This window comes from Streptomyces sp. NPDC000134, assembly GCF_042899225.1.
Taxonomy (GTDB): Bacteria; Actinomycetota; Actinomycetes; order Streptomycetales; family Streptomycetaceae; genus Streptomyces.
Map to the genome: position 1 here is coordinate 1 of NZ_JBIAZN010000030.1, position 18,052 is coordinate 18,052.

13 protein-coding genes are annotated in these 18,052 nt (G+C 73.0%); 1 reads left to right on the plus strand and 12 read right to left on the minus strand.

The features are described 5' to 3' along the window. Positions 1-171: 171 nt before the first annotated feature. From ACFY32_RS31650 to ACFY32_RS31690, 9 genes are all read right to left on the minus strand, one after another. Complete coding sequence (locus ACFY32_RS31650) at positions 172-2,481, minus strand: xanthine dehydrogenase family protein molybdopterin-binding subunit (RefSeq protein WP_390676114.1); 2,310 nt, start codon at positions 2,479-2,481, stop codon at positions 172-174. Next, positions 2,478-4,667: a 2Fe-2S iron-sulfur cluster-binding protein gene (locus ACFY32_RS31655; RefSeq protein WP_390676115.1), complete on the minus strand. Its 2,190-nt coding sequence runs from the start codon at positions 4,665-4,667 to the stop codon at positions 2,478-2,480. The genes ACFY32_RS31650 and ACFY32_RS31655 overlap by 4 nt, the downstream gene beginning before the upstream one ends. Beyond that, positions 4,664-5,557, minus strand: coding sequence for an FAD binding domain-containing protein (locus tag ACFY32_RS31660; RefSeq protein ID WP_359202806.1), 894 nt, complete (start codon positions 5,555-5,557; stop codon positions 4,664-4,666). The genes ACFY32_RS31655 and ACFY32_RS31660 overlap by 4 nt, the downstream gene beginning before the upstream one ends. A gap of 259 nt (positions 5,558-5,816) precedes the next feature. Continuing rightward, entirely contained in the window at positions 5,817-7,445 is a 1,629-nt protein-coding gene (locus tag ACFY32_RS31665) for a beta-N-acetylhexosaminidase (RefSeq protein ID WP_390676116.1), read from the minus strand. Between the two features lies 1 nt (position 7,446). Continuing rightward, positions 7,447-8,271, minus strand: coding sequence for a carbohydrate ABC transporter permease (locus tag ACFY32_RS31670; protein WP_359202812.1), 825 nt, complete (start codon positions 8,269-8,271; stop codon positions 7,447-7,449). Further along, entirely contained in the window at positions 8,268-9,158 is an 891-nt protein-coding gene (locus tag ACFY32_RS31675) for a carbohydrate ABC transporter permease (RefSeq protein WP_390676117.1), read from the minus strand. The genes ACFY32_RS31670 and ACFY32_RS31675 overlap by 4 nt, the downstream gene beginning before the upstream one ends. Beyond that, positions 9,155-10,453 (minus strand): extracellular solute-binding protein, encoded by a 1,299-nt coding sequence (locus ACFY32_RS31680; protein ID WP_359202818.1) that lies wholly within the window; start codon positions 10,451-10,453, stop codon positions 9,155-9,157. Before ACFY32_RS31680 ends, ACFY32_RS31675 begins: the two co-directional genes overlap by 4 nt. A 182-nt stretch (positions 10,454-10,635) precedes the next feature. Continuing rightward, positions 10,636-10,920, minus strand: coding sequence for a DUF3039 domain-containing protein (locus ACFY32_RS31685; RefSeq protein ID WP_359202821.1), 285 nt, complete (start codon positions 10,918-10,920; stop codon positions 10,636-10,638). Positions 10,921-10,950: 30 nt separating this feature from the next. Next, positions 10,951-11,523 carry a YqgE/AlgH family protein gene (locus tag ACFY32_RS31690; RefSeq protein ID WP_359202824.1) on the minus strand — a complete coding sequence of 191 codons (573 nt, stop codon included), beginning with the start codon at positions 11,521-11,523 and terminating at the stop codon, positions 10,951-10,953. Between the two features lie 253 nt (positions 11,524-11,776). On the opposite strand from ACFY32_RS31690, the gene murA reads away from it, so the two are divergent. Next, complete coding sequence (murA, locus tag ACFY32_RS31695; RefSeq protein ID WP_359202827.1) at positions 11,777-13,123, plus strand: UDP-N-acetylglucosamine 1-carboxyvinyltransferase; 1,347 nt, start codon at positions 11,777-11,779, stop codon at positions 13,121-13,123. 151 nt (positions 13,124-13,274) lie between these two features. On the opposite strand, the gene ACFY32_RS31700 is transcribed toward murA, so the two are convergent. From ACFY32_RS31700 to ACFY32_RS31710, 3 genes are all read right to left on the minus strand, one after another. Further along, positions 13,275-13,556, minus strand: coding sequence for an HU family DNA-binding protein (locus ACFY32_RS31700; RefSeq protein ID WP_004987462.1), 282 nt, complete (start codon positions 13,554-13,556; stop codon positions 13,275-13,277). Between the two features lie 349 nt (positions 13,557-13,905). Beyond that, positions 13,906-15,324, minus strand: a complete 1,419-nt coding sequence (locus ACFY32_RS31705; protein WP_359202831.1) for an NAD-dependent malic enzyme — start codon at positions 15,322-15,324, stop codon at positions 13,906-13,908. Positions 15,325-15,728: 404 nt separating this feature from the next. Next, on the minus strand, positions 15,729-18,041 hold the full coding sequence (locus tag ACFY32_RS31710; RefSeq protein WP_390676118.1) for a HelD family protein: 2,313 nt from the start codon (positions 18,039-18,041) through the stop codon (positions 15,729-15,731). Positions 18,042-18,052 lie beyond the last annotated feature (11 nt).

An 18,052-nucleotide genomic window follows, 5' to 3' on the forward strand; every position in this document is an offset into this window, starting at 1 on the left:
TCCAGACTCGAACGAGGTCTCAGCAGAGACGACGACCTCACCTACGCCTACCGCGACTGGCTGCAAACCGCTTGACAGCAATAGGAGCATCAACGCCGGTTCGGCCACGGCGTGTTCACCGGGTAGGACGCGTCTCGCGCCCCGGCGCGTTGCCTCGGGGCCGGGAGGAACTCAGGTGACGACCGCGGCCTGGGGGCGGATCGGCAGCCGGCTGACCGGGCGGCCGGTGGCGGCGCGTACCGCGGAGGCGACGGCCGCCGGGGAGGCGACCACCGGGACGGCGCTGACCGCCTTGGCGCCGAACGGGGCCACCACGTCCCGTTCCTCGACGAGCTTGACGATCCGAATGTCGGGGGCGTCCAGGGCCGTGGGCAGGGCGTAGCCGGTCAGGTCGGGGTGGCGGATCAGGCCGCGCGGGGTGCGCAGGTTCTCGGTGAGCGCGATGCCCACGCCCTGGGTGACGCCGGCCTCGATGCGGGCGGCGAGCTGGCCGGGGTTGAGAATCCGGCCGACGTCCTGGGCGACGGCGAGTTCCACGACCCGTACCGAGCCCAGTTCGATGTCGACGTCGACCACCGCGCGGATGGCGCAGAAGGCCATGCCGACGAAGGCGTCGCCCTGGCCGGACTCGTTCAGGGGTTCGGTGGGGTGCGGGCGGCACTGGGCGGTGGCCCACAGTTCCTTGCCGGCCAGTTCCTCGGCGACCGTGGTCGACAGGACGCCGTCGTACGAGGTGATCTTGCCGTCGGCGATCTGGAGGAGTTCGGTGGACATCCCGAACTTGTGCGCGAGCGGCTGGAGGAGCTGGGTGCGGACCATCCTGGCCGCCCGCTCCACCGCGCCGCCCGACACCCAGGTGTGCCGGCCCCGGCAGCCCGCGCCGGCCGGGGGCTGGTCGGTGTCGACCGGGGCGACGTGCACCTCGTCCACGCCGAGGGTCTCCTGCACGATCTGCCGGGCCAGCGTGCTGAAGCCCTGGCCGGTCTCCACCGCCGCGCAGAGCACGGTGGCCACGCCGTCCTGGACCTTGACCGTCGCCGTGGACACCTCGTCGGCGCCCTCCGCGCCGAGCATGTGCACCATGCCGATGCCGTAGCCCACGCCCCGGCGCACCGCGCCCGGTTCGCCCGCGCCCTCGGGGCCGCCGGGCAGCAGCCACTCCTCCTCGGGCGTGTCCTTGGGCAGCGCCGGGAGCGGGAAGTCGCGTACCGCCTGGAGGAGTTCGGCGACCGGCGCCGGGCAGGTGACGGTCTGGCCGGTCGGCAGGACGTCCCCGGTGGCCAGGACGTTGCGCAGCCGCACCTCGGCCGGGTCCAGGCCCAGCTTCTTGGCGATCTTGTCCATCTGCGCCTCGTACGCGGCGCACACCTGCATCGCGCCCTCGCCGCGCACATGCCCGGAGGGCGGGTTGTTGGTACGGACCGCCCAGCCCTCGATGAACGCGTTCGGGACGACGTACGGGCCGCAGGCGAAGGCGACGGCGGCGGCCAGGGCGTCGGAGGAGGTGTCGGCGTACGCGCCCGCGTCCAGCAGGATCTGCGCCTCGACCTTCACCAGGCGGCCCTCGGCGTCCGCGTGGTGGCGGTAGCGCAGCAGGGTGGGGTGGCGGTGGGCGTGGCCGAGGAAGGACTCCTCACGCGTGGCGGTCAGTTTGACCGGGCAGCCGGTCCTCAGCGCGAGCAGGCCGAGCGGGAGCTGGAAGCCCTGGTCCTCGCGGTCGGCGGTGGCGCCGGGCACACCGGTGACGACGATCTTCACCTGTTCGGGCGGCAGGCCGAAGGCGGCGGCGGCCAGGTCGCGGTCGGTGTGCGGGTCGGTGGAGGCGAGGTACAGCTCCACGCCGCCGTCCGGGCGGGGCACGGCCAGCCCGGCCTCGGCACCGATCGGCGCCGGGTCCTGGCGGCCGATCCGGTACAGGCCCTCGACGACGACCTCGCCGTGCGCCTCCGGGTCGCCGTGGCGCAGCGGGATGTGCCGGATCAGGTTGCCGTCGGGGTGCAACGGCTCGGCCTCGAACGCCTGCTCGGGGTCGGTGACCGGGTCCAGCACCTCGTACTCGACGATGACGGCGGCGGCGGCCATCCGCGCGGTGTCCGGGTGGTCGGCGGCGACGGCGGCGATGGGCTCCCCGTGGTGGCGTACGACCTCGGAGGCGAACACCGGCCGGTCGGCCCGGCCGCGTCCGACCATGGGGGCGCCGGTCACGTCCGCGTGCGTGACGACCGCCCGTACGCCGGGCATCTCGCGTGCGTGGGTGGTGTCGATGGACACGATGCGCGCGTGCGGGTGCGGCGAGCGCAGCACGGCCGCCCAGAGCAGGCCCTCGGCCCACAGGTCGGCGGCGTACGGGAAGGTGCCCTCCGTCTTGGCGCGGGCGTCGGCGGGCGGCAGGGACGCGCCGAGGCCGTGCGGGATCGGTTCGGGGGCGGGGGCCGCCTCCGCGGTCGCCGCGGCCTCCGCGGTGGCTGCTTCGTGGGTCACGCGTGGCCTCCGTCCTGGCCGTCGTGCCGGTCGTGCGGTGGGTGCTGGTCGTGCGGTGGGTGCTGGTCGTGCGGCGCGTGCCGGTCATGCGGCGCGTGCCGGTCGTGCGGCGCGTGCTGGTCATGCGGCGCGTGCCGGTCGTGCGGCGCGTGCTGGTCATGCGGTGGGTGCTGGTCGTGCGGCGCGTGCGGTGCCGGGGGCTGCGGACCGGCGGGCGCGCCGGGCGGGTGCGGCGGGTCGAAGGCCGTCGGCGACTCGAACACGGACGGCGCCTCGAAGGCCGACGCGTTGACGCCGCCGGCGCCGGGGCCCGCCTGGTGCGGGATACGCGCCTCGCCGGTGTCCTGTTCAGCCGCGTCGGCCGCCGCGTGCGCCTCGCGCTCGGCGACGACCTCCTCGACGGCCCGCAGGACGCCCCGGTAGCCCGAGCAGCGGCACAGGTTGCCGCAGAGCGCCTGGCGGGTCTCCAGGGCGGTCGGCGCCGGGTTGCCCTCCAGCAGGTCGTGCACGGTCATCGCCATGCCGGGCACGCAGAAACCGCACTGCACCGCGCCGCACCTGGCGAGCGCCCGCTGCACGTCCGACGACTGCCCGCCGGCGGCCAGGCCCTCGACCGTACGGACCTCGCTGCCCGCCGCGGTCACGGCCGGGACCAGGCAGGAGGCGACCAGGCGGCCGTCGACCTGCACGTTGCAGGCGCCGCACTCGCCCTGCGAGCAGCCGTCCTTGGCGCCCGCGAGGCCGAGCCGCTCCCGCAGCACGTAGAGCAGCGACTCCCCGATCCAGGCGTCGGTGACGGGCCGGTCGGTGCCGTTGACGCGGAGGACGTACGAGGCGAGGGGGTGCTCCTCGTGGAGGACGGCGGCGACCTCGGGGGCGGGGGCCTCGACGACGGGGGCGGGGGCCTCGGGCGAGTCGCCCTCGGCCTCGGCCTGAGGCTCGGCCTGCGCCTCGACCTGGGGCTCGGCCTGCGCCTCGGCCTGCGCCTCGGCCTGGGAATCGGTCTGCGCCTCGGCCTGGGACTCGCTCTCGTTTTCGGCCTCGCTCGCGCCCTCGGCCTCGGCCTCGCGTTCGGCCTCCGCCTCCGGAGCGCGCGTGGCATCGTCCGCCGGGGCGGCGGTGCCCTCAGGCTCCGCCCGCTCCTCCCGCTCCGCCCGCTCCTCCGGTTCGGGGGCGGTGTCCTCCGGGGCGTCGCCGGGTGCGGGCTCCGCGTCGGGGCCGGGTGCCGCGCCCGGCTCGGGCTCGTCCGCCGCCTGAGGCTCGGCCCCGGCGGGCGTCAGCGCTTCCTGTGCCGCCTCCGGTGCCGTCTCCGGCTCGGCGGCGGGGGCGGGCTGCTCCGGGGGCTCAGCGGGGCCCTCAGGGGCCTCAACGCCCCCGTGGGTGTCATCGGCGGCCGGCGGCTGTCCCCACGGCTGTCCCGTCGCCTGGGTCGCCCAGGGCGCGGGCGCGCCGCCCGGGAGGGTGGCCGGCGGGGTGCCGCCCCACTGCTCGACCAGGGCGGACGTGGTGAACTCACCGGACTCGTCCGGCAGGTCGCCCCCGGCGACGGGGATGGACCACTGCCCGGTGACGTCGTGACCGGGCGCGGGCGGCGCCGCCGACTCCTCCGCGGCGGCCTGCGAGAAGTCCCAGTGCCCGGTGGCACCCGGGCGGTACACGAACTGGTCGTCCTGCCCGGCCTCGTCCGGCCGGCCGTAGGGCTGCTGGTCGTGCTGCCCGTAGGGCTGCTGCCCACCGTCGCCGTACTGCCCGTACGGCCGCTCCCCACCGTGGTCCTGCTGCTCGTACGGCCGCTGCCCGGCCTCGTCCGGCTGCCCGTAGAACCGCTGTTCGTGCTGCCCGTACGGCTGTTCCCCGCCCCGCTCCGGCTCCCCGTACGGCTGCCGCGGCCCGGTCTCCGGGGCCTGCCACTGCGCGCCGTCGACCGGCGCGGACGGCATCGCCCAGGTGCCGGTCGCCGCCGGGTCGGTGCCCGCGGTGGTCGCGGGGGTGACCGTTATCGGCGGGGGCACGTAGCCGTGGCCGGGGGCCGCGAGGGGGCTGTCGACGGAGTCGAGGAGCGCGTCGATGCCGCCCTCGGGGAGTTTCACGAAGGCGGTGGCGCCGTCGTCGTAGTCGCCCTGGGGCAGCGGGTCCCAGCGTCCGCCGCCCTCGGGCACGCCCTGTCCGTGCTGGTCGTCGCTCACGTCAGCGCCCTCCCCAGTGCTCGTCGGGCCAGCGCGGCGACGGTGCGCCGCAGGTGCAGTACGGCGGGCGGAAGCTGCGGCACGGACCCGTCCTCGGCGGGGGCGGGGTCCGGGATGCAGGCTGCGGCGACGTACTCGCCGAAGGCGGTGAGCGCCTCGGGGACGATCGCGCGGTTGTTGTCCCAGTCGATGAGCTGGGCGACCCAGTGCTCGGCCTCCAGGGGCCTGAGCGGCATGGGCGCTATGGCGCCGACCGCGCACCGCACCCCGCGCCGGGCCGGGTCGAGGACCAGGGCCACGGAGGCGACCGCGCGGCCGGGGCCGGTGCGGCCGGTGGCCTTGAGGAAGACCTGCGGGGCGTGCAGCAGCGGCACGCGCACGTAGCCGATGAGTTCGCCCGCGCGGAGCATCTCCACTCCCGCCAGCAGGTGCGACACCGGGATCTCCCGGCGGGCTCCGCTCGGGCCCGCGATGATCAGCGTCGCCTCCAGGGCGGCCAGGACGGGCAGCGCGTCCCCGGTGGGCGCGGCGGTGGCGATGTTGCCGCCCAGGGTGCCCGCGTTGCGGATGTGCGGCGGGCCCGCGGCCCGCGCGGCGGCGGCCAGCGCCGGGATGAGGGCGGCGAAGTCGGGGCGTCCCATGCGCGCGTGGGTGAGTCCGGCGCCGAGCAGCGCGTGGCCGTCCTGGTACTGCCAGCCGCGGATCTCGCTGATCCGGCCGAGGCCGACGAGGGCGGCGGGCCGGAGCTGTCCGGAGTTGACGGCCGTCATCAGGTCGGTGCCGCCGGCGACCGGTACGGCGGTGGGCAGGGCGGCGAGCGCCGCCACGGCCTCGTCCAGTGTTGTGGGCAGCGTGACGGCCTGCGCCGCCTGCGGTGCGTGCGTGCTCAACCCGGCTGCCCCTTCCCGCTGTCCCACCTGGTCCCGCCTGTGTTGCCGTACGGTACGTGCTGACAGGGCGGACGTGGCAACTCTGGCACATCATCGCAGCCCCCGGACGCGGGGGTCCGCTAGGAGGCATTCGCCCACCTCACCGGGGAGATGGTCCGTTTTCACACGGCATCACCGGTGTGCGCGAATTGCCACTCTCCGGTGAAGGCGGGCGTGTTCTCCCGTACTTGTTCGCGGTACGTGTTCGAGGCGGGCGGCGTCAGCGCCGCGGCGGCCGGCCGTCGATCGGCCGGCCCGGCACTCCGGGCCGGCGCTGCCAGGGCCGGGGTCCGGTGGGCGGCCGGTAGGAGACGCCGAGCGCGTCGAGCCTGCGGTAGTGCTCGCCCATCCGGCGCGCGAAGTCCGCGAAGTCCCGTTCCGCCGGGGCGGGCAGGGCGCTCCAGGCGACCTCGGCGAAGGCGGCGAGCCTGGGGAACGCCTGGTAGTCCACCCGCGCCGGGCTCTCCATCACCTCGGTCCAGAGGTTGGCCTGGGTGCCGAGGACGCGCCGGCTCTCCTCGGCCGTCAGCTCGGACGGCACCGGCTCGAACCGGTAGACGTCCTCCAGGGTGCGCACGTATCCGATCGGCACGGGTTCGTCGGGGCCGCCGTCCTGCCGGTGGTCGAGGTAGACGTGCTGCTCGGGGCACATGACGACGTCGTGTCCGGCGCGGGCGGCGGCGATACCGCCCTGGTAGCCGCGCCAGGAGGAGACCGCCGCGCGGGGGGCGAGGCCGCCCTCCAGGATCTCGTCCCAGCCGATGAGCCGGCGTCCGCGCTCGGCGAGCCAGGCGTCGAAGTGCCCGATGAACCACGCCTGCAGTTCGTCCTCGCCCGCGAGCCGGAGGTCCTCCATGCGGGCCTTCGCGGTCGCCGAGCGCCGCCACTGCTCCTTGGGGCATTCGTCGCCGCCGACGTGAATGAACTCGGACGGGAAGAGGCCGAGGAGTTCTTCGAACACGCCCTCGTAGAAGCGCAGGGTGTGCTCGGTGGGGGCGAGGACGTTCGGGGAGATCCCCCAGGTGTCCCAGACGCCGAGCGCGGCGGTGTCGACGACATCGGTGTTGCCGAGTTCGGGATAGGCGGCGATGGCGGCCTGGGAGTGGCCGGGGACGTCGATTTCGGGGACGACGGTGATGTGCCGTTCGGCGGCGTAGGCGACGATCTCGCGGATGTCGTCCTGGGTGTAGAAACCGCCGTGCGGCTTCTCCTCCCAGTGCGGGGAGGCGCGGTGGCCGAATTTCGTCCGGGGCCGCCAGGAACCGGTCTCCGTGAGCTTCGGGTAGCGCTTGATCTCCACGCGCCAGCCCTGGTCGTCGGTCAGGTGGAAGTGGAAGACGTTGAGTTTGTGCGCGGCCATCAGATCGAGATAGCGCAGCACGCCGTCCTTGGGCATGAAGTGCCGGGCGACGTCCAGCATCAGTCCGCGCCAGCGGAACCGGGGCCCGTCCTCGACGGTCCCGGCGGGCACCGTCCAGGTCCGGCCGGGGTCGAGGGGCGCGCGGCGGAAGGCGTCGGGGCCGAGGAGCTGACGCAGGGTCTGGGCGGCCCAGAACACGCCGGCCGGTCCGCCGCCGGTGAGGGTGACGCCGTGCCCGTCGGCCGCCAGCCGGTACGCCTCGGGCGCCAGGGAGCCGTCCAGCCGCAGCCGTACGGCCCCGTCGGCGTCCTCGGGGCCGGGGTGCAGCGGCAGGCCGAGGGCGGGGCCGAGGGCGGTGCGCAGCCAGCGTTCGGCGGTGCCGGTGCCGGGCGCGGCCCACAGGGTGGTGGACGCCGTCAGCGGGACGCCCGCGCCGGGGGCCGGGGCGGCGGTCCGGGCCGCCGGGACGAGGTGCGTGAGTTCACTCATGTCAGTCCTTCACCGCTCCGCCGAGGCCGGAGACGAGTCGTCGTTGTACGAGGACGAAGAAGACCAGTACGGGGACGGTCATCACCGTGGACGCGGCCATCACACCGCCCCAGTCGGGGTCGTCGGGTTTGTAGAACACCAGCAGGGCCATCGGCAGGGTCGACTGGGAGGTGTCGCTGATGATGAACGACTTGGCGAACAGGAAGTCGTTCCAGGTGGAGATGAACGAGAACACGCTGGTGGCCACCAGGCCGGGGAAGACCAGCGGGAAAAGGACCTGCCAGAGGAATCGGGCGCGGCTCGCCCCGTCCAGGTAGGCGGCCTCCTCCAGGGCCTCCGGCACGGCTTTCACGAACCCCCTCAGCATCCAGATCGCGAAGGGCAGCGAGAAGGCGATGTGGGGCAGGATCAGCGATCCCAGGGTGTTCAACTGCCCGAGGTCGCGCATGAGGAAGAACAGCGGGATGGTGAGCGCTTCCACGGGCACCATCTGGGCCACCAGGAACATGATCAGCAAGGTGGTGCGGAAACGGAAGCGGAAACGCGTCACGGCCGTCGCGGCGAGAAACGCGATCAGCGCCGAGGCGATCACCACGGTGCCCGCGACGAACAGGCTGTTGAGAAAGTACCGGCCGAATTCCTGCTGTCCGAAGACCCGCCGGAACGAGTCGAGGGAGGGCGTCAGCGTCCACGGCCGGGGGGTGTCCGACTCGATCTCCCCGGCCGGTTTGAAGGCGCTGAGCACCATCCAGTACAGGGGGAACGCGACCACGGCCGCGACCAGCAGCGCCGACGCCTCGGCGGCGAACCTCCACGGACGCCTCACAGTTCCTCCCCCTGGCGGCGCAGCAGCCGCAGATAGCCGAGGGTCACGGCGAGCAGGATCAGCAGCATCACCACGCCGATCGCCGAACCGAGGCTGTACTGCGAGGACGCGAACGCCTTCTGGTAGGCGTAGACGTTGAGCACGAGGTTCTGGCCGGCGATGCCGCCGCCGCCCGTCATGACGTAGATCTGGGTGAAGACCTTGAAGTCCCAGATCACCGACTGGACGGTGACGACGACCAGGATCGGGCGGAGCATCGGGGCCAGCACCGAGCGCCAGATCCGCCACTGCGAGGCGCCGTCCAGGGCGGCGGCCTCCAGCACCTCGGCGGGGACGGCGCGGATGCCCGCGTAGACGGTGACCATCACGAACGGGAAGGAGCACCACACCACTTCGAGCAGGACCAGCGCGAACGCGCTGTAGCGCCCGTACGTCCAGGAGTGGTCGCCGAGTCCGAGGACGCGGTTGACCGGCCCGAAGTCCGGGTCGAACAGCAGCAGCCACACCGTCGATCCGGTGACCGCGGGGGTCGCCCAGGCGCCCAGCGCGGCCAGCATCAGCACCAGCCGGGGCACGGCCCGCACCCGGGTGAGCAGCACGGCGAGCGCGCAGCCGACGGCCAGGGTGCTGACCACGCAGACGGCGGCGAAGACGACGGTGGCGACCAGCACCCGCCAGAACTCCGCGTCCCCGAACAGTTCGGCGTAGTTGCCCAGGCCCCGGAAGGAGGTGGCCTGCCCGCCGCTGACCTGGGCCTGGGTGTACTCCAGGAAGGAGATCAGGCCGAGCTGGTAGATGGGGTAGACGAGCAGCCCGGCGAGGACGACCAGGGCGGGCGCGAGGTAGATCCAGGGGGTGGTGGTCCGGGCCCGGGGGGTCGCCGTCATCCGGCGGCCCCGAAGGCGTCGTCCATCTTCCGCGCCGCGTCGCCCGCGGCGCCCGCCACGTCCTTCTTGCCGCTGACGATCTCCTGGAACATGGTCGGCAGCACCAGCGAGGAGTCGATCTGCGCCCAGGCCGGGGAGGCGGGCACGAACCGGGTCCCGGCCGCGAGCGTGTCGACGAACGGCTCGACGAACGGCTCGGACTCGGCCGCCCGCTCGCGTACGTCCGTGAAGGTCGGCAGGAAGCCCATCGCCTCGAACAGCTTCTCCTGCGCCTGCTTGGACGCCAGCCTCTTCATCAGGTCGACGGCGAGGGACCGGTGCGCGGTGGACTTCAGGACGCCGATGTTGTTGCCGCCCGCGAAGGCCGGGGCGACCGAGCCCGGCTGCACGCCGGGCAGCGGCACGACCGCGTACTTGCCCTTGACCACGCCCGCCTCCACGGCCTGGTGGCTGAAGTCGCCGCCGATGGCCATGCCCGCCTTCCCGGAGGCGAACGCGGTGACCGTGTCGTTGCCGCCCATGCCCGCGCACTTGGCGGTGGGGCAGTTGTCGTCGCCGAAGAGGGAGGTGTACGCCTCGATGCCCTTGCGCGCGGCGGCGCTGTCCACGGCGGCGGTGTACCTGCCGTCCTCGCCGGTGGTCAGTTCGCCGCCGTGCGCCCACAGGAAGGGCAGCGCGCCGTAGGTGTAGGCGCCGCCCACGGCGAGGCCGTACAGACCGGGCTCGGCGGCGCGCAGCTCCCGGGCGGTGGACGCCAGTTCGGCCAGCGAGCGGGGGACTTCGAGGCCGTGCTTCTCGAAGAGGTCGGTGCGGTAGTACAGGGCCCGTACGCCCACGAAGTACGGCGCCCCGTAGACCTTGCCGCCGACGGTGACCGAGCGGCGGGCGGTGGGGTCGGTGTCCTTCGCCTCGTCCCAGGCGCCGAACTCGGCGGTGACGTCGGCGAGTCCGCCGTCCGCGACGTATCCGGCGGTGTCGGTGTTGCCGTACTCGATGACGTCGGGGGCGGAGGCGGGGTCGTTGAAGGCGGCCTTGATGCGCTGGGCGCGGGTCTCGACGGGGATGTACTCGACGTCGACCTCGGCGTCCTCGTGGGCCTCGCGGAAGCCGGCGAGGACGGCGTCGACGGCCTGTTCCTTGGGCTTGTTGTTGACCTCCTGGAACAGCCAGACGCGCAGGGTGCCGGTCTTCTCGTCCTTGCCGGAGGAGGAGTTGCCGGAGGTCTGCGGGGCGCAGGCGGCGGCGCCGAGGGTGACGGCGGCCAGGAATACGGCCAGTCGGGGGGCGAGCTTCATGGAGAGTTCCTCCGGACGTGCGTTGCAACATATGCAATGACGGTTTCGCTCTGCACAACACTCCGGAGGCTAGGGAGTCGGTGAACACCTCCACAAGAGGTCTCCACCACTTCGTGACCCCGAGACGCACAAAGGCCCCCGCAGCGCGTGCGGAACGCGCTGCGGGGGCCTCACCGGACCTCTTACTTCTTGTCGCCGCCCTTGCCCTCGTCGCCGCCGGCGCTCATGGACTCGTAGATCTCCTTGCACATGGGGCACACGGGGTACTTCTTCGGATCGCGGCCCGGTACCCACACCTTGCCGCACAGCGCCACGACGGGGGTGCCGTCGAGGGCGCTCGCCATGATCTTGTCCTTCTGGACGTAGTGGGCGAAGCGCTCGTGGTCACCGTCGCCGTGGGACACCTGTGGCGTCGGCTCTACGAGGGTCCCCGTACCAGTCCCGCGCTCGGGCTCGAGAGTGCTCATGCAAGCCAGGGTACTGAAAGCACCCGCGCTTCAGTTGAGCGAAGGGTCGTCCGGGTACGTGGCCACCATCGCCAGCTCGTTGCGCTGGCGGCGCAGCACCTCGCGCCACAGGCGCTCCGGGGACGGCGAGGAGACGTCGCCGGGCTCGGACTCCACGACGTACCAGGCGCCCTCGACCAGTTCGTCCTCCAGTTGCCCCGGGCCCCAGCCGGCGTACCCGGCGAAGATCCGCAGCGAGCCGACGGCGGAGGCCAGCAGCTCCGGCGGGGCCTCCAGGTCGACCAGGCCGATCGCGCCGTGCACCCGGCGCCAGCCCAGCGGGGCGCTCGCGCCGTCCGTCTCGCCGGGGACGACCGCGACGCCGAGGGCCGAGTCCAGGGAGACCGGGCCGCCCTGGAAGACCACGCCGGGCTCGCCGGCCAGTTCCGCCCAGTCCTCCAGGATGTCGCCGACGTCCACGGGGGTGGGGCGGTTGAGGACGACGCCGAGGGAGCCCTCCTCGTCGTGGTCGAGGAGGAGCACCACCGCGCGGTCGAAATTGGGGTCCGCCAGGGCCGGCGTGGCCACGAGCAGCCGCCCTGTGAGCGAGGACACCTCCGTCATGCCTGACATGATCCCGCATCTTGTCTTCCCGTGGGGAGGCAATCGGGGGCACGGGAGTGAACGCAGCTCAGGCGGGCACCGGTACGCCCCCGGCATCCGCCCGCTCCGGTCACCGAAAGTGCCCGCCGGGGAACGGTCCGTGTTGTGACAGACCCATGACCGTGCGGGCGGTCCGCGGGCATACGGAAGGGGGCTCGCGGACGATTACCCTTTCCCTTCTGGCCCCTGCCCCACTCCACGGAACGCGAGATTCATGACCGTCAACGGCGCTGATGACGTACTGCTTGTCCACGGCGGAACCCCGCTGGAGGGCGAGATCCGTGTCCGCGGTGCGAAGAACCTCGTACCGAAGGCCATGGTCGCCGCGCTGCTCGGCAGCGCGCCGAGCCGACTGCGCAACGTGCCGGACATCCGCGACGTGCGGGTCGTACGCGGGCTGCTGCAACTGCACGGGGTGACCGTCCGTCCCGGCGAGGAGCCGGGCGAGCTGGTGCTCGATCCGACCCGCGTGGAGAGCGCGAACGTCGCCGACATCGATGCCCACGCGGGTTCCTCGCGCATCCCGATCCTGTTCTGCGGGCCGCTGCTGCACCGCCTCGGCCACGCCTTCATCCCGGGGCTGGGCGGCTGCGACATCGGCGGCCGGCCCATCGACTTCCACTTCGACGTGCTGCGGCAGTTCGGCGCGACCATCGAGAAGCGGGCGGACGGCCAGTACCTGGAGGCCCCGCAGCGGCTGCGCGGCACCAAGATCCGGCTGCCCTACCCCTCGGTCGGCGCGACCGAGCAGGTGCTGCTGACGGCGGTGCTCGCCGAGGGCGTGACGGTACTCTCCAACGCGGCCGTCGAGCCCGAGATCGAGGACCTCATCTGCGTCCTGCAGAAGATGGGCGCGATCATCGCGATGGACACCGACCGGACGATCCGGATCACCGGCGTGGACATCCTGGGCGGCTACAACCACCAGGCCCTGCCCGACCGCCTGGAGGCCGCCTCCTGGGCGTCGGCGGCGCTGGCGACCGAGGGGAACATCTACGTCCGCGGCGCCCAGCAGCGCTCGATGATGACGTTCCTGAACACCTACCGCAAGGTGGGCGGCGCCTTCGACATCGACGACCAGGGCATCCGCTTCTGGCACCCGGGCGGCCGGCTGAAGTCCATCGCGCTGGAGACGGACGTGCACCCCGGTTTCCAGACGGACTGGCAGCAGCCGCTGGTGGTGGCGCTGACGCAGGCCACGGGCCTGTCCATCGTCCACGAGACGGTCTACGAGTCCCGGCTGGGCTTCACCTCCGCGCTCAACCAGATGGGCGCCCACATCCAGCTCTACCGCGAGTGCCTGGGCGGCTCCGACTGCCGCTTCGGCCAGCGCAACTTCCTGCACTCGGCGGTCGTCTCCGGCCCGACCAAGCTGGAGGGCGCCGACCTGGTCATCCCCGACCTGCGCGGCGGCTTCTCGTACCTGATCGCCGCCCTCGCGGCCCAGGGCACCTCCCGGGTGCACGGCATCGACCTGATCAACCGGGGCTACGAGAACTTCATGGAGAAGCTCGTGGAACTCGGCGCGAAGGTCGAGCTGCCGGGCAAGGCGCTCGGCTGATACGGACGTACGCCGATGGGGCGGTCACCCGGACCCGGGTGACCGCCCCATCGGCGTTTTCCTGAAGCACCCCTGGAAGGGGCGCGGGGAGCCGCGCGGCCGGCCACGACGGGCCCGCCGGCAGATCCCCGCGGCGCTCACACGTGAACGCTCACTTGCCCTTGGCGGCTTCCTTGAGCTTGGAGCCCGCGGAGACCTTCACGCTGTAGCCGGCCGGGATCTGGATCGGCTCGCCGGTCTGCGGGTTGCGGGCGGTGCGAGCGGCACGGTGGGTGCGCTCGAAGGTCAGGAAGCCGGGGACGGTGACCTTCTCGTCCCCCTTGGAGACGATGTCGCCGACGACCTCGGCGAACGCGGCCAGCACGGCGTCGGCGTCCTTGCGGGTCACCTCGGCGCGGTCGGCCAGCGCGGCCACCAGCTCACTGCGGTTCATGTTGTTACTCCCGTGTTCTTCTTGCCGTTGAGGCGTGCCACGCGGCGGAGCCGCATGATGGGCACAGCGAAGCCGATGCTGCCAGGGTCCTCGGACAGTCCCCGGACCCGGGTCCGTCGCCGGACCCACGCGCCCAGGGAGGCATCCTGCCTCCACCTGCGGCGGTAAAGCCAATCCGGCACCCGCAGGAGTCGTGAGAACACCCTTGGGAGTCACACGATGAGGCGGTTGCGCCCGGCCGCCACCCTAGAGTGCGTCTCCCCGGACCGGGTTCCCCGACGCGCCGGGTCCGATCCGTGGCGATCCTCACAGCCCGGCGGGCCCGGAGGGGTCCCGGCCCGGTCCCGGATCAGGGGGCGGTGGCCCCGGCGGCCTTGGCGGCCTCCCGCACCGCGCCGGCGACGGCCCCGGCGACCTTGTCGTTGAAGACGCTCGGCACGATGTAGTTCGGGTTCAGCTCGTCCTCGGTCACCACGTCGGCCAGCGCCTTCGCGGCCGCGAGCATCATCTCGGTGTTGACCGTGCGGGACTGGGCGTCCAGCAGGCCGCGGAAGACACCCGGGAAGACCAGCACGTTGTTGATCTGGTTCGGGAAGTCGGAGCGGCCGGTGGCCACCACCGCGGCGGTCTGGCGGGCGATCGCCGGGTCGACCTCGGGGTCGGGGTTCGCGAGCGCGAACACGATCGCCCCGTCGGCCATGGCGGCCACGTCCTCGCCGTCCAGCACATTGGGCGCGGAGACGCCGATGAAGACGTCGGCGCCGCGCACGGCCTCCTTGAGGGTGCCGGTGAGGTTCTCGGGGTTGGTGTTGTCGGCGATCCAGCGCAGCGCGGACCCGGGGGCGGCGTCGACGAGGTCCTCGCGGCCGGCGTGCACCACGCCGTGGATGTCGGCGACCACGGCGTTCTTCACGCCCGCGGCGAGCAGCAGCTTGAGGATGGCCGTGCCGGCCGCGCCGGCGCCGGACATGACGACCCGGACGCTGTCGATGCCCTTCCCGACCACCCGCAGGGCGTTGGTGAGGGCGGCGAGGACGACGATGGCGGTGCCGTGCTGGTCGTCGTGGAAGACCGGGATGTCCAGGGCCTCGCGCAGCCGGGCCTCGATCTCGAAGCAGCGGGGCGCGGAGATGTCCTCCAGGTTGATGCCGGCGAAGCCCGGGGCGATGGCCTTGACGATCTCGACGATCGCGTCGGTGTCCTGGGTGTCCAGGCAGATCGGCCAGGCGTCGATCCCGGCGAACCGCTTGAACAGGGCCGCCTTGCCCTCCATCACCGGCAGCGCGGCCTTCGGGCCGATGTTGCCCAGGCCCAGCACCGCGGAGCCGTCGGTGACGACCGCGACGGAGTTGCGCTTGATGGTCAGGCGGCGGGCGTCCTCGGGGTTCTCGGCGATCGCCATGCACACCCGGGCCACGCCGGGCGTGTAGACCATGGAGAGGTCGTCGCGGTTGCGGATGGGGTGCTTCGACGCCATCTCGATCTTGCCGCCGAGGTGCATCAGGAAGGTACGGTCGGAGACCTTGCCCAGCGTGACGCCCTCGATGCCCTTGAGCTGCTGCACGATCTGGTCGGCGTGGGCGGTGGAGGTGGCGGCGATGGTGACGTCGATGCGGAGCTTCTCGTGGCCGGACGCCGTGACGTCGAGGCCGGTCACCGAGCCTCCGGAGGACTCCACGGCCGTGGTGAGCTGCGAGACCGCCGTCCCGCTCGCGGGCACCTCCAGCCTGATGGTCATCGAGTAGGAGACGCTGGGCGCCGTTGCCATGGCCGACTTCCTCTGCTTTCACCGTGTCGCTTGTTTGTGCCGTCCGATCGTCGCACCTACCCCTGGGTACGTGGTAGTCGCCCCGGATTGCGAACGTTGTGTTCGCGCGCCGTACAGATGACGGGCCGACGGTTTCGGAAAACTACTTCCACCATACGAGAAGTCGCGCGGAGGGGGAAGGGGTTCCCGGACTCACCGCAAATAACCCACGGGACGGGAATTGTCTTACGGGAATCGTTTGTTACCTTGGACGTGGCACCGGCCCGATCCAAGCCCCCGGGCCCAACCTTCGTCGCTACGAGCGACCACTTGCCGCGAGGCGAGCATGGCGGGTCGGTGCCACTCAAGACATGCGTGAGGCCCGCGCCGTCCCCGACGGCGCGGGCCTCGTGCGTGCGGTGCCCTCAGTCGCGCAGCAGGTCCGGGACCCCGTCCGCGTCCGGCTCGTCCCGGTCGCCGGAGACGACCGTGAGCTGCTGGGTGGCCCGGGTCAGGGCGACGTAGAGCACCCGCAGGCCGGCCGGGGACTCGTCCGCGATCTCGGCGGGCGAGACGACCACCGTCGCGTCGTACTCCAGGCCCTTGGCCTCCAGGCTGCCGAGGGCCACCACCCGGTCGCCGAGCCCGGCCAGCCAGCGCCGGGCCTCCTCGCGCCGGTTCATGGCGACGACCACGCCGACCGTGCCGTCCACCCGCGCCAGCAGGTGCTCGGCCTCCGCGCGCACGGTGTCGGGCAGCGAGCCGTCCCGGACGACCGCGAAACGCGGCTCGACGCCCGTGGAGCGCACCGCCGACGGCGACTCGGAGCCCGGCATGGCCAGCGCCAGCACCTTGGCCGCCAGGTCGGCGATCTCGGCCGGGTTGCGGTAGTTGACGGTGAGCCGGAAGCGGCGGCGCGGGCGGGAGCCCAGGGCCTCGTCCCGGGCCGCCGCCGCCTCGTCCGGGTCGGACCAGGAGGACTGGGCCGGGTCGCCGACGATCGTCCAGGTGGCGTGCCGGCCGCGGCGGCCGACCATGCGCCACTGCATCGGCGTGAGGTCCTGCGCCTCGTCGACGATGACATGGGCGTACTCGGTGCGTTCCTGGGCGAGGCGCTCGGCCCGCTCGCGGCGGCTCTCCTCGCGCTGCGGCATCAGCTCCTCCAGGCCGGTGAGCTGGTCCAGCGGGTCCATCTCGCGCTTGCGGCGGGGGCGGGCCGGGGCGCCGAGGATCGCCTGGAGTTCGTCGAGCAGGGCGACGTCGTGCACGGAGAGGCCCTCGCGGCGCAGCGAACGGGCCACCTTGCGCACCTCCCCCGGGTTCAGCACCCGGCGCGCCCAGCGGCCCAGCCGCTTCTCGTCGGCCATGGCGGCGAGCACCGACCGCGGGGTCAGCTCGGGCCACCAGGCGTCCAGGAAGGCGGTGAAGGCGTCCTCCGAGGCGACGTCCTCGTCGAAGGAGGAGCGCAGCTCGGCGGCCAGCTCCGGGTCGGTGTGGCGGCCGGCGGCGCCGGATCTCGCCCACAGGGCGTCCAGCAGCAGCTTGCGGGCGCGCGGGCGCAGCAGGTTGACCGGGGCGGTGCCGCCGAGGGCGGTGCGCCGGATCTCCGCCAGTTCCTCGGCCTCCAGTTCGAGGCGGCGGCCGAAGGCGACGACCCGCAGCAGGGCCGGTGAATCGTTCCCCTCCAGCGCTCCGCGCGCCGCCTTGCGCAGCACCTTCAGCATCCGGGCGGAGCCCTTGGCGCGGGCGGCGGCCGGGCTGTCGTACAGCGTGGCCTCCACGCCGTCGACCAGGGCGCCCATCGCGCGGATCGCGACCTGGCCCTCCTCGCCGAGCGAGGGCAGCACGCCCTCGGTGTACGCCACCAGCAGCGGGGTCGGCGAGACGATGAGGATGCCGCCCGCGTACCGGCGCCGGTCCTGGTAGAGCAGGTACGCCGCCCGGTGCAGGGCGACGGCGGTCTTGCCGGTGCCGGGGCCGCCCTCGACGTACGTCACGGAGGCGGCGGGGGCGCGGATGACCAGGTCCTGCTCGGCCTGGATGGAGGCGACGATGTCCCGCATGGAGTGGGTGCGGGCCTGGCCGAGGGCGGCCATCAGGGCGCCGTCGCCGATGACGGCGAGTTCCTCGCCGTCCAGGTGGGCCGTGATCTCCGGGCGCATCAGGTCGTCCTCGACGCCGAGCACCCGGCGGCCCTTGGAGCGGATGACGCGGCGGCGCACCACGCGGCCCGGATCGACCGGGGTGGAGCGGTAGAAGGGCGCGGCGGCCGGCGCCCGCCAGTCGATGACCAGCGGGGCGTAGTCGGCGTCCAGGACGCCGATCCGGCCGATGTGCAGGGTCTCGGCGATGTCGGCGGTGCGGTCCGGCCGGACCGCGCCCTCGGCGGGCTCCACGGCGGTGTACGCGCCGTCGGGGCCCTTCTTGCCGTCCTTGCCGGGCAGCAGGTCGATCCGGCCGAAGAGGAAGTCCTCGAACTCGTTGTTCAGCCGGTTGAGGTGGACGCCCGCCCGGAACACCTGGGCGTCGCGCTCGGCCAGTGCGCCGGGCGTGCCGACCTGGCCGCGGCGGGCCGCGTCGTGCATGAGGAACTCCGCCTCGTGGATCTTCTCCTCCAGGCGGCGGTACACCCGGTCCAGGTGTTCCTGTTCCCCGCTGATCTCTCGGTCCCGTACGGAGTCCTGTACGGGGTCGTGCACCGAGCCGACCGCTGAATCCTGTTGAGCCTGTGCGGCCACCGGGCCCCCTT

Coding starts and splice junctions, on each gene's coding strand:
- ACFY32_RS31705 (WP_359202831.1), bottom strand. CDS start 15,324: ATGGCAACGGCGCCCAGCGTCTCCTACTCGATGACCATCAGGCTGGAG.
- ACFY32_RS31690 (WP_359202824.1), bottom strand. CDS start 11,523: ATGACGGAGGTGTCCTCGCTCACAGGGCGGCTGCTCGTGGCCACGCCG.
- ACFY32_RS31700 (WP_004987462.1), bottom strand. CDS start 13,556: ATGAACCGCAGTGAGCTGGTGGCCGCGCTGGCCGACCGCGCCGAGGTG.
- ACFY32_RS31680 (WP_359202818.1), bottom strand. CDS start 10,453: ATGAAGCTCGCCCCCCGACTGGCCGTATTCCTGGCCGCCGTCACCCTC.
- murA (WP_359202827.1), top strand. CDS start 11,777: ATGACCGTCAACGGCGCTGATGACGTACTGCTTGTCCACGGCGGAACC.
- ACFY32_RS31665 (WP_390676116.1), bottom strand. CDS start 7,445: ATGAGTGAACTCACGCACCTCGTCCCGGCGGCCCGGACCGCCGCCCCG.
- ACFY32_RS31685 (WP_359202821.1), bottom strand. CDS start 10,920: ATGAGCACTCTCGAGCCCGAGCGCGGGACTGGTACGGGGACCCTCGTA.
- ACFY32_RS31675 (WP_390676117.1), bottom strand. CDS start 9,158: ATGACGGCGACCCCCCGGGCCCGGACCACCACCCCCTGGATCTACCTC.